The organism is Streptomyces varsoviensis, from assembly GCF_000718635.1.
Classification (GTDB): domain Bacteria; phylum Actinomycetota; class Actinomycetes; order Streptomycetales; family Streptomycetaceae; genus Streptomyces; species Streptomyces varsoviensis.
This window is the reverse complement of sequence record NZ_JOBF01000020.1, coordinates 138,630-151,149: the sequence shown is the minus strand read 5'-3', so window position 1 is coordinate 151,149 and position 12,520 is coordinate 138,630. Positions and strand designations below refer to the sequence as shown.

10 protein-coding genes are annotated in these 12,520 nt (G+C 73.2%); 3 read left to right on the top strand and 7 right to left on the bottom strand.

The genetic code is table 11. The features are described from left to right. Nucleotides 1-170 precede the first annotated feature (170 nt). Genes IF55_RS26220 through IF55_RS26210 form a run of 3 tightly spaced genes read right to left on the bottom strand, consistent with a single transcriptional unit; the run spans nucleotide 171 to nucleotide 3,288 of the window. Nucleotides 171-1,430 carry a ketosynthase chain-length factor gene (locus IF55_RS26220; RefSeq protein WP_030885551.1) on the bottom strand — a complete coding sequence of 420 codons (1,260 nt, stop codon included), beginning with the start codon at nucleotides 1,428-1,430 and terminating at the stop codon, nucleotides 171-173. Continuing rightward, nucleotides 1,427-2,704 carry a beta-ketoacyl-[acyl-carrier-protein] synthase family protein gene (locus IF55_RS26215; protein ID WP_030885550.1) on the bottom strand — a complete coding sequence of 426 codons (1,278 nt, stop codon included), beginning with the start codon at nucleotides 2,702-2,704 and terminating at the stop codon, nucleotides 1,427-1,429. The genes IF55_RS26220 and IF55_RS26215 overlap by 4 nt, the downstream gene beginning before the upstream one ends. A gap of 56 nt (nucleotides 2,705-2,760) precedes the next feature. Continuing rightward, nucleotides 2,761-3,288, bottom strand: a complete 528-nt coding sequence (locus tag IF55_RS26210; protein WP_078645222.1) for a MarR family winged helix-turn-helix transcriptional regulator — start codon at nucleotides 3,286-3,288, stop codon at nucleotides 2,761-2,763. A gap of 140 nt (nucleotides 3,289-3,428) precedes the next feature. On the opposite strand from IF55_RS26210, the gene IF55_RS26205 reads away from it, so the two are divergent. Together IF55_RS26205 and IF55_RS26200 are read left to right on the top strand one after the other, a co-directional pair. Then, nucleotides 3,429-5,105 (top strand): MFS transporter, encoded by a 1,677-nt coding sequence (locus IF55_RS26205; RefSeq protein ID WP_037965759.1) that lies wholly within the window; start codon nucleotides 3,429-3,431, stop codon nucleotides 5,103-5,105. A 411-nt stretch (nucleotides 5,106-5,516) separates the two neighbouring features. After that, nucleotides 5,517-6,272 (top strand): AfsR/SARP family transcriptional regulator, encoded by a 756-nt coding sequence (locus tag IF55_RS26200; protein ID WP_030885542.1) that lies wholly within the window; start codon nucleotides 5,517-5,519, stop codon nucleotides 6,270-6,272. Between the two features lie 142 nt (nucleotides 6,273-6,414). Here IF55_RS26200 and IF55_RS26195 read toward each other — a convergent pair whose 3' ends face one another. After that, nucleotides 6,415-7,827: a family 2B encapsulin nanocompartment shell protein gene (locus IF55_RS26195; RefSeq protein ID WP_030885538.1), complete on the bottom strand. Its 1,413-nt coding sequence runs from the start codon at nucleotides 7,825-7,827 to the stop codon at nucleotides 6,415-6,417. Nucleotides 7,828-8,010: 183 nt separating this feature from the next. After that, nucleotides 8,011-9,231, bottom strand: coding sequence for a phosphodiester glycosidase family protein (locus IF55_RS26190; protein WP_030885535.1), 1,221 nt, complete (start codon nucleotides 9,229-9,231; stop codon nucleotides 8,011-8,013). Nucleotides 9,232-9,537: 306 nt separating this feature from the next. On the opposite strand from IF55_RS26190, the gene IF55_RS26185 reads away from it, so the two are divergent. Continuing rightward, the gene (locus IF55_RS26185; RefSeq protein ID WP_030885532.1) at nucleotides 9,538-10,407 is read left to right on the top strand and encodes a phosphatidylinositol-specific phospholipase C/glycerophosphodiester phosphodiesterase family protein; all 870 of its coding nucleotides are present in this window, start codon (nucleotides 9,538-9,540) and stop codon (nucleotides 10,405-10,407) included. Here IF55_RS26185 and IF55_RS26180 read toward each other — a convergent pair. Together IF55_RS26180 and IF55_RS26175 are read right to left on the bottom strand one after the other, a co-directional pair. Next, nucleotides 10,355-10,852, bottom strand: coding sequence for a hypothetical protein (locus IF55_RS26180; protein WP_030885529.1), 498 nt, complete (start codon nucleotides 10,850-10,852; stop codon nucleotides 10,355-10,357). The genes IF55_RS26185 and IF55_RS26180 overlap by 53 nt on opposite strands. A 724-nt stretch (nucleotides 10,853-11,576) precedes the next feature. Further along, nucleotides 11,577-12,446 carry a YceI family protein gene (locus IF55_RS26175; RefSeq protein WP_030885526.1) on the bottom strand — a complete coding sequence of 290 codons (870 nt, stop codon included), beginning with the start codon at nucleotides 12,444-12,446 and terminating at the stop codon, nucleotides 11,577-11,579. Between the last annotated feature and the right edge of the window lie 74 nt (nucleotides 12,447-12,520).

The window sequence follows — 12,520 nt, the reverse complement described above, 5'->3', positions numbered from 1 at the left end:
GCCTCAACGTTCTGTGGGCCATGATCCGTGACGGACAGTATTACCAAGGTTCACCACCCGTCACGGCTGCGGCTTGACATCACGATTGGGAAGTCCTCTCCTGGAATGCGATGGAAATCAGTGGAGTACGGGCGGCCCGGCACGGCAGCCCGTCACGGCGCGGGGTCGCCTCACGCCGGGCGGCGCACCACCAGCGCCGAGTTGAAGCCGCCGTAGCCGCGCGCGAGCACCAGCGCGCGGCCCAGCTCCGCCTCGCGGGCCGCGCCCGTCACCAGATCGAGGGCCGCGGCGGCCCCGTGGACGTGCGCGGTGGGCGGGATCACCTGGTCCCGCAGCGACAGCAGCGCCGTCGCCACGTCCAGCGGCGCGCCGCCCGCCAGCAGCCGCCCGGTCATCGTCTTCGGCGCCGTCACCGGCACGCCGTACGGGCCGAACACGGCGGTCAGCGCCGCGGCCTCCGCGGCGTCCAGCTCCGGGACGCCCATGGCGTCGGCGAACACCACGTCGATGTCGGAGGGCGAGAGCCGCGCGTCCGCCAGCGCCAGCAGGATCGCCCGGCGCAGGCCGGGCTCGCGGTCCGAGCCGGGGCGCGGGTCGAAGGTCGCCGCGTATCCGGCGATCCGCCCGTACTGCCGCGCGCCCCGCTCCGCCGCGGCCTTCGGGTCCTCCAGTACGAGCAGCGCGCCGCCCTCGCCGGGCACATAGCCGCTGGCGTCGGCGGTGAACGGCAGATACGCCCGGCGCGGATCGGTGCGCGGGCTCAGCCGCCCGGAGCGGCTCGCGCACAGCCACCCCCAGGGGCACAGCGCGCCGTCGACGCCGCCGGTCAGCATCAGCGGCGTGCCGCCGCGGACGTGCCGGCGGGCCTTGGCGACGGCGTCCAGGCCGCCGGCCTGCTCGGCCACCAGGGCGCCGCCCGGCCCGCGCATGCCGTGCCGGATGGAGACCTGGCCCGAGTTGACGGGGTAGAACCAGGCGAACGACTGGTACGCGCTGACATACGAGCCGCCCTTGCTCCACAGCGCCTCCAGTTCGCGCTGGCCGAACTCGAAGCCGCCCGCCGACGCCGCGGTCACCACGCCCGCCGCGTACTCGGGCATCCGCTTGGGGTCGGCGCCCGCGTCGGCCAGCGCCTCGTCGGCGGCGACCAGCGCGAGCCGGGTCATGTGGTCCGTCTGCGGCAGCAGCCGGCCGGGCAGGTGGTCCTTGGGGTCGAAGTCCTTGACCTCGCCCGCGAGCGAACAGGCGTAGCCGCTCGGATCGAAGCGGGTGACCCGCGCGATGCCGCTCTCGCCGCGCAGCGTCGCCGCCCAGTAGGGCTCGACGCCGAGGCCGTTGGGGGCGATCACGCCGAGGCCGGTGACGACGGGCAGCGCGGTGTCCGCGGCGCGGGGCGCGGCGGCGGGCGCCGGTGCGGGGGCGCCGCTCATGCCGCCCTCCCCGGCTTGGTCACCACGATGGCGCTCTGGAACCCGCCGAACCCGCTGGCCACCGACAGCACCGTGTTCACCGTCAACTCCCTTGCCACCAACGGCACATAGTCCAGATCGCACTCCGGGTCGGGCTCGTGGAGGTTGGCGGTCGGCGGGATCAGCGAGTGCTCGACGGCCAGCGCGCACGCGGCGACCTCCAGCGAGCAGATCGCCCCCAGCGAATGGCCGATCATCGACTTGATGGAGCTGATGGGCGTGGTGTAGGCGTGCTGCCTAAGACTCCGCTTGAACGCCGCCGTCTCATGCCGGTCGTTTTGCTTGGTCGCCGAGCCGTGGGCGTTGACGTAGTCGATGGCCGACGCGTCGATCCGGGCGTGGTCCAGTGCCGCCCGGATGGCCTCGGCCATCTCCTTACCGTCCGAGCGCAGCCCGGTCATGCTGTACGCGTTGCACCGCGAGGCGTACCCGGCGACCTCGGCGTACACATGGGCGCCGCGCCGCCGGGCGTGCGAGAGCTCCTCCAGCACGAAGACGGCCGAGCCCTCGCCGAGCGCGAACCCGTTGCGGGTGCGGTCGAAGGGGCGGGAGGCCGTCTCCGGTTCGTCGTTGCGCGGCGTCGTCGCCTTGATCGCGTCGAAGCAGGCCACGGTGATCGGGGAGATCGCGGCGTCGGCCGCGCCCGCGACCATCACATCCGCCTCGCCGTCGCGGATCAGGTCCACCGCGTGACTGATCACGTCGATGCCGGAGGTGCAGCCCGTCGAGACCACGCCGACCGGCCCCTCGGCCTCCGCGAGCCAGGCGATCTCGGTGGCCATGGAGGAGGGTACGAAGTAGTCGTAGAGGTACGGGACGCCGTGCGCGTCGTCGACCTGCCAGAGCCGCCCCTCGTCGCTGACCACGGCGTACTCGCGGTCCAGGCTGATGGTCATGCCGCACGCGGTGCCCATCATCACGCCCGTACGGGCCGGGTCCAGCTCGCCGCTCGCGCCGCTGTCCGCCAGCGCCTCCTTCGCGGCCGTGTAGGCGAACTGCGTGGTCCGGTCCCACTTGCGGATCTGCAACTGGCTCAGGCCCGCCGCGACGGGGTCGAAGTCGCACTCGGCCGCGACCCGGGAGCGGAACTGCGAGGCGTCGAAGGAGGAGATGGTGCGGGTGGCGGTGCGCCCCGCCGTCAGCATCTCCCAGTACGCCTTGGTGCCGACGCCTCCCGGGGCGACCACACCGATCCCGGTGATCACGACGCGTCGCGTGCCGTTGGTATCGGACACTGCGTCTCCTCTGCTGTCATCCCGTCGCCCCGGCCGGGCGGCGAGATCGATTCAGGTCAGAGTGGCCCGCGGTGTTCAAGGCGGCTTGGAGCCCGCTTCGAGGGTCGCCGGCCGCCCCGCGGGGCCGGTCCGGCCTCGTCCAACTGGGCGTCCAGCCGGGCCCGCAGGGCCCGCAGGACCTCGATCGCGGTCCGCAGGTCCCGCTCGGCGACGCCCGCCGACAGCTCGTCGAGCCACCGCTGCTCGCGCGGGGCGAGGTCGTCGAGCGCGCCCCGGCCGGCGTCCGTCAGCTCGACCAGCGGGCTGCGCTGGTCGTGCGGGTTGGCGCGGGTGGCGACCATGCCCTCGGCGCGGAGCCGGTCGACGGTCTGCTGCACGGCCTGGCGGCGCAGCCCCCGCTCGCGGGCGAGCTGGGCGACGGTGGCGGGCCCGTCCAGCAGCAGGCCGGCCACCTGCCAGCGGGCGGAGGTGAGCCCCGCGTGGGCGGAGAGCTGGTCCCCGGCGCGCAGCAGGCGGCCGTTGACCGCGAAGACCTCCGAGGTCAGCTCCACCACGGCATCGGCTCGGGGCGTTGGCGATGTCATGGCTCCAGCCTATTTCGAGCCACCCGTATTTCGACAAGAACTTGTCAAAAACACCGGCCCCTGACTACCTTCGGTACACGACAAGGGCTTGTCGGAACGTCCGCGTACCGCTGAGCCGACCGCCGGGGAATGAGGAAACCGTGTCACCCACGAGTCCGAGCGCCACCACGGATAAGGGCGCCGCCGGGTTCACCCACGCACAGATCATGACGGCCATGTCCGGTCTGCTGCTCGCCGTGCTGCTCGCGGCCCTGGACCAGACCGTCGTCGCGACGGCCATGCGCACCATCGCCGACCAACTGCACGGCCAGACGGTGCAGGCGTGGGCGACCACCGCCTACCTCATCGCCGCCGCGCTCTCCATGCCCTTCTACGGCAAGCTCTCCGACATCTACGGCCGCAAGCCCCTCTACCTCGCGGCCATCGGCGTCTTCGTCGTCGGCTCCTGCCTGTGCGGCCTGGCCCAGAACATGGAGCAGCTCGCCCTCTTCCGCGCCCTCCAGGGCCTCGGCGGCGGCGGGCTGATGTCCCTGCCGACCGCGATCGTCGCCGACCTCGCGCCGGTCCGCGAGCGCGGCCGCTACTTCGCCTACCTCCAGATGGCCTGGGTCGCGGCGAGCGTCATCGGCCCGCTGGCCGGCGGCGCCCTCGCCGGCATGGGCCACACCCTCGGCCTCGACGGCTGGCGCTGGATCTTCGTGGCCAACGTGCCCCTCGGACTGCTGGCCCTGATCACCGTCCGCAAGGCGCTCGACCTGCCCCACCAACGCACCGAACACCGCATCGACGTGCTCGGCGCGCTGCTCCTCGCGCTGTTCCTGGTCCCCCTGCTCATCGTCGCCGAACAGGGCCGTGCCTGGGGCTGGTCCTCGCCCACCGCGCTGACCCTCATCGCCCTCGGCGCCGTCGGACTAGTCCTCTTCCTCCTGGTCGAGACGCGCCGGGGCGCGGAGGCCGTGCTGCCGCTGCGGCTCTTCAGGACCGGCGGCGTCGCCCTGTGCACCGGCGTCAACTTCACCATCGGCGTCGGCATCTTCGGCGCCGTCACCACCCTGCCGCTCTTCCTCCAGCTCGTGCAGGGCCGCACCCCCACCCAGGCGGGGCTCGTCGTCATCCCGCTGATGGTCGGCACCATCGCCTCCCAGATCGTCTCCGGCAAGCTGATCTCCGCCTCGGGCAAGTTCAAGAAACTCGCGATCGTGGGCCTGGGCTCCATGGCCGGCGCCCTGCTGGTCCTCGGGATCATCGACGCCGGAACGCCGCTGTGGACGGTCGCGCTCCTCGCCCTCTGGCTCGGCGTCGGCATCGGCCTCGCCCAGACCGTCGTCACCCTGGCCATGCAGAACGCGGCCCCCAAGAGCGAACTGGGCGTGGCCAACGCCGCCTCCGGGCTCTGCCGCCAGATCGGCGGCTCGACCGGCGTCGCCGTGCTGTTCTCCGTGATGTTCGGGGTGGCCCTGGCCAAGATCTCCGACATGCTGCACGGGCCCCGGCTCGGCCCCGTCGTCGCCGACCCCGCCGTCGCGGCCGACCCCGCCAACCACCGCTTCCTGGAGATGGCGAAGTCCGCCAACGGCAAGGCCATCGACCTGAACGACACCTCGTTCCTGCACGACCTCGACCAGCGCATCGCCCACCCCGTCATGGACGCCTTCACCAGCGGCTTCCACGTCATGTACCTCATCGCCGGCGCGGTCCTGCTGGCCGGGTTCGTCATGACCTGGTTCCTGCGCGAACTGGAGCCGGAGGAGGCGCCGGCGGCCGAGGCGGCGCCTCCCGCCGGGGCCGCGGACGGCCGGGCCGCCGCCGAGGGGTAGCGGCCCGGCGGGCCGCCGGCGGTGAACGGGCCCGGCGGCCCGAGGGTCCGACGGGCCGTTGGCGGTGACGGGTGCCGGCGGCCCGGCGGGCCGTCGACGACGTGGCGGGGGACTGGTCGCCGGGGGCCCGCCGTGCGACGCGGCGCCGGGCGGCCCGGTGGCCTGACGGTCCGGCGGTTTCGGAATGGGCGGCGGCGCGGGAACGGGCCGGTGGGCCGGGGCCGGGCGCGCGGACCGGAACGGGCGTCGGCGGAACCCGGTGCGTCCAAGGGAGTAGTTTGATTTCCGAAGCCCCGGGGATCGCGATCCCTTCGGTGCCCTTCTCTTGAAGTCCAATTCCGCCGCTCCTATGGTCCCCAAGAGACGCGGTCGACGGCGGACCGCAGCTCCTCGGCGAGGGCAGGAGAGGCAATGGAATTCAAGGTTCTAGGTCCGATCGTAGCCGTGAATAAACGACTCGTATTCACACCGAGTGCGCCCAAGGTTAAACAGGTTCTAGCGCTTCTCGTGCTGCGCGCGAATCATGTCGTGAGCCTTGAGACCATCATTGACGAACTCTGGGGAGACCACCCACCGCGCACCGCCATCACCACCGCGCAAACCTACATCTACCAGCTACGCAGGGCCTTTGTGATGGAGCTCGGCGACAAGCTCGGGGACCGCGCCATCGTCACGGCGCCGCCCGGCTATGTGCTGCGCACGCCCGAGGAATCCCTGGATTTCCGGAATTTCGAACGGCTGGCGGAAAGGGCCCGGGCATGCCGGACCGCGGGCGACACCGAGGCGTCCGCGCGCTGGACGGAGTCGGCCCTCGCGATGTGGCAAGGGGTGCCGCTGGCGAATGTCGAACGCGGCCCCGTACTCCAGAACTATGTGAGCCGGCTGGAGGAGAAACGCGTCTCCGTCCGGGAACTGCACATACGGTCGGCGATGGAACTGAAGAGGTATCACGAACTGGTCGCGGAACTGCGCTCGCTGGTCTTGGAGTACCCGTTCAACGAATGGTTCCAGACCCAGCTCGTCCTCGCGCTCAACAAGGCGGGGCGCCGCGTCGAGGCGCTTCAGGCGTACCAGAAGGCCCGCGTCCTGCTCCGGGACGAACTCGGCCTCGACCCCTCCGACGATCTGCGGCGCGCCCAGCAGGAAGTGCTGAACTCACCCTCCTGAACCCGCCGCCCCGGCCGCTCCGGCTTACGAGGCCGACGAGGATGCGGCGGGTGGGGGCGGTGGGGCCGTCCGGAACGGCCGGGGCCGGGCCGCGTCGCCCGTGCGACACGGCCCGGCCCCGGGCCCACCGGCAGACGTCCGGTCAGCGGCCGACCTCGACGTCCTCCAGCACGCCGAGCGCGTCCGGCACCAGCACGGCGGCCGAGTAGTACGTGCTGACCAGGTAGGACGTCACCGCCTGAGCGTTGATCCCCATGAACCGCACATTCAGGCCCGGCTCGTACTCATCGGGGATGCCCGTCTGGTGCAGGCCCACGACGCCCTGGTCCTCCTCGCCCGTGCGCAGCGCCAGGATCGCGCTCGTACCGGCGTCGGTGACCGGGATCTTGTTGCACGGCAGCAGCGGGATGCCGCGCCACGCCCGTACGGACGCGCCGTGGAGGTCGAGCTCCTTCGGATACAGGCCGCGGCGGCTGCACTCCCGGCCGAAGGCCGCGATCGTGCGCGGATGCGCGAACAGATACCGCGTCTTGCGCCGACGCGAGATCAGCTCGTCGAGGTCGTCGGGGGTGGGCGGGCCGCTGTGGGTGTGGACGCGCTGCTTGAGGTCGGCGTTGTGCAGCAGCCCGAACTCGCGGTTGTTGACGATCTCGTGCTCCTGCCGCTCCCGCAGCGCCTCGATCGTCAGCCGGAGCTGCTGCTCCACCTGGCTCATCGGGTCGTTGTAGAGGTCCGCGACGCGGCTGTGCACCCGCAGCACGGTCTGCGCGACGCTCAACTCGTACTCGCGCGGCGAGAGTTCGTAGTCCGCGAAGGTGCCCGCGAGGACGGGCTCGCCGACATGGCCGGACGCCACCGCGATATCGGCCTCGCCGCGCCGGTTCTGCGCGGGGATGGACCGCGACGCGAACCCCGCCAGGTGGGCCCGCAGGGACTCGGCCCGGTCGGCGACCTCCTGGAAGGCGGAGCGGGTCAGGGCCAGCACCGTGGTGCGGGTGATCGCGCGCGCCGTGAACTCCCAGGTGGCGTCCGGATCCAGCGGGGCCCGCTCGCCGAAGAAGTCGCCGTCGCCCAGCACGCCGAGCGAGCTCTCGTCGCCGTACCGACCCGTGCCGACCTTGCGGACCTTGCCGTGCGCCAGCAGGAACACCTGGTCGGCCGGGCGCCCCGCCTCGGTGATCGCGTCCCCCGGCGCGTACTCCCGCTGGACGAACGCGCCCGCCAGCGACTCCAGCACCGCGCCGTCCTCGAAGCCGCGCAGCAGCGGCAGCTCGCCCAGCTCCGGCGGGATCACGCGGACCTCCGCGCCCTGCGTGACGAACTCGATCCGGCCGTCGCCGACGGTGTAGGACAGCCGCCGGTTCACCCGGTACGTGCCCGCGGACACCTGCACCCAGGGCAGCACGCGCAGCAGCCAGCGCGAGCTGATGCCCTGCATCTGCGGAACGGTCTTGGTGGTCGTCGCGAGCTGCCGCGCCGCCGCCGTGCCCAGGCTCTGCGGTGACGGTTCCGCACCCGGCCGCGCGGCGCTTCGGGATTCCACTGAGATCGTCACGATGAATGCCCACCCAATCGCGTGCGGAACGGCGGCGTGATCGCCGCCGGAGCAACTCAGAAGCTAGCAGCGGGCTTTAGGGATCGCAGTCGCTCGAAAGGGTGGCATGACCCGCTTGGTCAGAGCCTGTGTCATATCCCTGGCCAGGCGTCGGGCGCCCGGCCAGGGATATGACACAGGCTCTCAAGGGCGGGTGAATACTCCGATGCCATTGGGCACCGGGCGTTCCGCGCCGCCCGACGGATGATTACGCACCCTCGCCCGCGTATCGCCCGCGGCACGCGTCACCAGAGTCGACGAACCGCCGCCGTCCAGATTCACCGCGTCATCGGCCCCCACCTCCCGCATGACGGCAGCGAGTTCACCGACCGTCAGCCCGGAGCGGTATTCGGCTGCGCCGTCCAGCGCGAGCAGATACAGCCGGCGCCCGCCGTCGCCCACGCCTGCGGACGTCCGTACCGCGGACGTGCGGGTGTCGAGCCCGTCCAGCGGCACATCGTGGCGCAGCACCGGGAAGCCGCCGACCGCGAACCGCGGCGGTGTCCGCCCCGCGGACCGCAGCCGCTCCGTGACCCGCACCCGGTCGCCCACCCGCAGCCGCCGCAGCTCCCGCGCCCCCGCCTCCCGGCCGACCAGCACCACCGACCCCGCCGCCACCGGCCCGCCGCCCGGCTTCTCGGCCGCGGCCACCACCCGCCCCCGACGCACCGTCACCTCATAGGTCCGCGTACTGCACGGCGCCGTCCGGTCGGTGTCCGTGCCGCACGTCGCGCGGACCCGCGAGGCCGCGCCCCACCGCGAGGTGAACGCCCCGACGCCGCCGACCGGCAGCGCGTACTGGTTGAACCCCCGCAGCCGCAGCGCGCCCCGGCCCGTCAGCACCACCCCCTCCAGGGTGAGCCGGTCCAGCCGCGCCCGGCGGTCCGCCCCCACGGCCAGCACCTCCTCGGTGGTGACCCCCGGCGGCATCGCCGGGCCGAAGCGCTGCCCGTCCGGCACCGCCGCCTTCAGCGGCCGCCCACCCGCCACGGCCGGGCCCACCGGGGCGCCGGTCGGCTCGACGCCCGGGTGCTGCGCCTCCGTGATGTTGAAGAAGTCCCCGTTGACCGCGCCCACCGCGCCGCGCCCGTCCGCCAGCCGGGAGACGGGGGCCCGGGCGGCCACCGCGCCCGGATACAGCAGATCCAAGGAGACCCGCGGCTCGCGCAGATCCACCGTCAGCAGATGCCCGCGGGCCGGGCCGTGCGAGGCCGGCAGCGAGAACTCCTGGTAGCCGACGCCCGGCGCGAGCGCCGTCCGTACGCCCAGCCGCAGCGCCCGCGCCGGCCCGCCGTCGTCGGCCCACGCCGTGCCACCGCCCACCAGCGCGGCCCACGCCGCGCACACCGCCACCGCCGTACGCACCCGGCGCAGCCCTCGCCCCACGGTCCCCCCAGACACCCAGAAGTCCACCGAACTCTCCCACGGCACAAGGGAGTTCACCATGGGGTGGGAGGGCGACGCGAACAACGGGCGACGGGGCGGCGTCATCGCGCGTAACTCTTCGCGCGCCCCTGCCGCCTGCCCTAGTAGCTCCGCTACGAGGACCTTCCGGCGCCTTGCGATCGCACGCACCAGACGCCGTGCGCTGTTCCGACCAGGGATATGACACAGGCTCTCAGGCTCACGCGCGCCCACCGACCAGGACGACGCCCGGCCCCAGGAGGCCCCATGCCAGCGCCCGCCCGGACCCCGCACACCCGCCGCGCGGCCGTCGTGACCGCCGCGGCCGCCCTCGCGGGCTCCCTCGCCGCCCCCGCCCTGGCCGCCGCCCCGGACCACGGGCGCGGCAGACCCCCGCTCCGCCGCGCCCACGCGCACAACGACTACGAGCACCCGCACCCCCTGACCGACGCGCTCGGGCACGGCTTCGGCAGCGTCGAGGCGGACATCTGGCTCGTCGACGGCCGGCTCCTCGTCGCCCACGACGAGGCCGAGCTGGACCCCGCCCGGACCCTCGAAGCCCTCTACCTCGACCCGCTGCTGCGCCGCGTACGCGCCCAGCACGGCCGGGTGTACCGCGGCCACCGGCTCTCGCTGCAACTGCTCATCGACATCAAGACCGCGGGCGGCCCCGCCTACCGCGAACTCTCCCGCCGGCTGCGCCGCTACCGCTCCATGCTCAGCGTCTGCGTCGGCGGCCACGTCCACGCCGGGGCGGTGACGGCCGTCGTCTCCGGCGACCGCGGCGCGCGGGAACCCATGGAAGCCGAGACCGTACGGCACGCCTTCTACGACGGGCGCCTGGGCGACCTCGGCGGCCCGGCCCCCGCCTCCCTCGCTCCGCTCATCAGCGACAACTGGACGCTCCACTTCGGCTGGCGGGGCGTCGGCCCGATGCCGCCGGCCGAGCGCGCCGAACTGCGCCGGATCACGGCCGCCGCGCACGCCGAGGGGCGGCGCGTACGGTGGTGGGCCACCCCCGACCTGCCCGGCCCGGCCCGCGAGGCCGTCTGGCGCGAACTGCTCGCCGCCGGCGTCGACTACCTCAACACGGATGATCTGGCGGGTCTGGAGGCGTTTCTGCGCGCAGCTCGCTGAGCACCTCGCGTACGTCCGTGTCCGCCACCGAGGGCAGCAGCATCGCGACCACGAGCACCAGCTTGCCCAGCACGAACGTGGTGTCCGGAGTGGCGCGCACCAGCTCCCGCACCGCCTCGACGTCACCGCGCCACACGGACTCCAGCAGCACCGCCACGTCCGGCGCGGCCTCCTCGTCGGTCTGCACCCAGCCCGGCTCGTCGGGGGAGCGGCGCGCGAGATGGCGCAGCACCCGGTCGGCGACGTCCGGCTGGTACGCCTTGCGCACGGACTCGTTGGCGACCCAGGCGAGCGCGGAGACGAGATCCTTGGCCTCATCGGTCTCCATGTCCTCCGGCAGGGCGGCGTCGAACGATTGCTGGTTGCCGTGGCGGAAGGCCAGCAGCAGGCGCGCGGCCCGCGCCTTCGCCTCGGCGACCCGTATCTCGGAGATCTCGGCGGTCACCAGTGTTCGCCATTCGTCAGCGGCGGGAATATGTTGATCTTGGCGGTCACCGGTAAATCGTACTGTTTTTGGACCTTTCCGCCGGACAACGCCGCGCTGTGACTTCGCGGCCGGGCGCCGCGCCCGGCCGGAATGTGACGGTCCGTGACGAATGGCCTCCCGGCCCCGCTACGGCCCCACCGGGACGGCAACCGTCCGGGCGCTCTGCTGCCGCCGTCGCGTCCGCCGCGCGAATACGGCGGGTACGGCCCGGCCGGCGCCCCACCGGGTGGGTACGGGGCTACGGCCCGCCGATCGAACCATCAGGCGGGGGCGGTGGCCCCGGCCGATACGGGGGCACAGGCGCGGGCGGCGGCCACGGAGGCGCCGGCCGGTGCTGGGGCTCAGGCGGAGGCGGCGGTTACGGAGGCCCCGGCCGGGGCGGCGGCTCTGGCGGGGGCGGGGCCCCGATTGGGCCCGGCGGCCCTGGTGGCTTCGGGTCCGGCGAGCCGCCGTGGTGCCGGCCGCTGCCAAGCCCTGGCGACCGACCGCACCGCCGCCGGCGTACGGCCCGCTGCCCCCGGCGTACGCCCCCGCGGCGGGACCGGCGACCGCGTGCGGGCCGCCACCGTCGGCGTAGACCCCCGCGGCGCGGCCGGCGACCGCGTGCGGGCCGCCACCGTCGGCGTAGACCCCGCGGCGCGGCCGGCGACCGCGTGCGGGCCGTCACCGCCGATGAGTACGGCTACTCGTCGCGGATGGCCTGGATGTCGAGTTCGATGCGGATCGTGGCGCCGATGGCGGCGATGCCGCGGGCGAGCATGGTGCGCCAGTCGAGGGTGAAGTCCTCGCGGTGCAGTTCGGTGGTGGCGGAGCAGGCGGTGCGGGTCTCACCCATGATGCCGGTGCCGATGCCGAGGTAGCGGGTGTCGAGGTTGATGCTGCGGCTGACGCCGTGGAGGCTCAGCACGCCCTGCACGGACCAGCGGGAGCCGCCCCGGTGCACGAAGCGCTCGCTGGCGAACTGGAGGTAGGGGTAGTTGGTGACGTCGAGGAAGTCCTGCGAGCGCAGGTGCTGGTCGCGCGCCTCGACGCCCGTGTCGATGCTCGCCGCGTCGATCGTCACCTCGAGCTGGGAGTCCTCCATGTGCTCGGCTATCCACAGCGCGCCCTCGAACCGGTTGAACCGGCCGTGGATCTCGGCCAGCCCGATGTGCCGGGCTATGAAGCGCACGGCCGTGTGGTCCGGGTCGATCTTCCACCGGCCGGGGTCCGGCATGGCGGGGGAGGGGGCCAGCTCCATGCGCATCGGGCCGGTGGAGGTCCGTACGCCCACCGTCGCCTCGCAGGTCGTCCGTACCGGCTGGAAGCCGTCGGAGGTCACGGCGATGCTGTACTCGCCCGGGGCCACCGTCGCCGAGAAGCAGCCGTTCGGGTCGGTCTGCCCGTGCACCACCTCGCGCCCCTCGGTGTCCCGGACCGAGACCTCCGCCCGGTGCAGCGGCAACTGCACCGGGTCGAGCACCACGCAATCGAGGGCTCCCGCGCCGCGCGGTATGGGCGCGGCGGCTCGCGGAGCGGAGCGGTTGCTACGGCGCAGCAGGGCGAATGCCATTCCGGTGGGCCTTTCTGAATCAGTCGGTCGTCGAATGCGAGAACACCACATTCTGGCACTGCTCAGGAAGAGCC

What these genes read in the sequence shown, in the direction of transcription:
- IF55_RS26175 (WP_030885526.1), bottom strand. Translation starts at nt 12,446, where the DNA reads ATGGCATTCGCCCTGCTGCGCCGTAGCAACCGCTCCGCTCCGCGAGCC.
- IF55_RS26200 (WP_030885542.1), top strand. Translation starts at nt 5,517, where the DNA reads ATGGAATTCAAGGTTCTAGGTCCGATCGTAGCCGTGAATAAACGACTC.
- IF55_RS26220 (WP_030885551.1), bottom strand. Translation starts at nt 1,430, where the DNA reads ATGAGCGGCGCCCCCGCACCGGCGCCCGCCGCCGCGCCCCGCGCCGCG.
- IF55_RS26185 (WP_030885532.1), top strand. Translation starts at nt 9,538, where the DNA reads ATGCCAGCGCCCGCCCGGACCCCGCACACCCGCCGCGCGGCCGTCGTG.
- IF55_RS26210 (WP_078645222.1), bottom strand. Translation starts at nt 3,288, where the DNA reads ATGACATCGCCAACGCCCCGAGCCGATGCCGTGGTGGAGCTGACCTCG.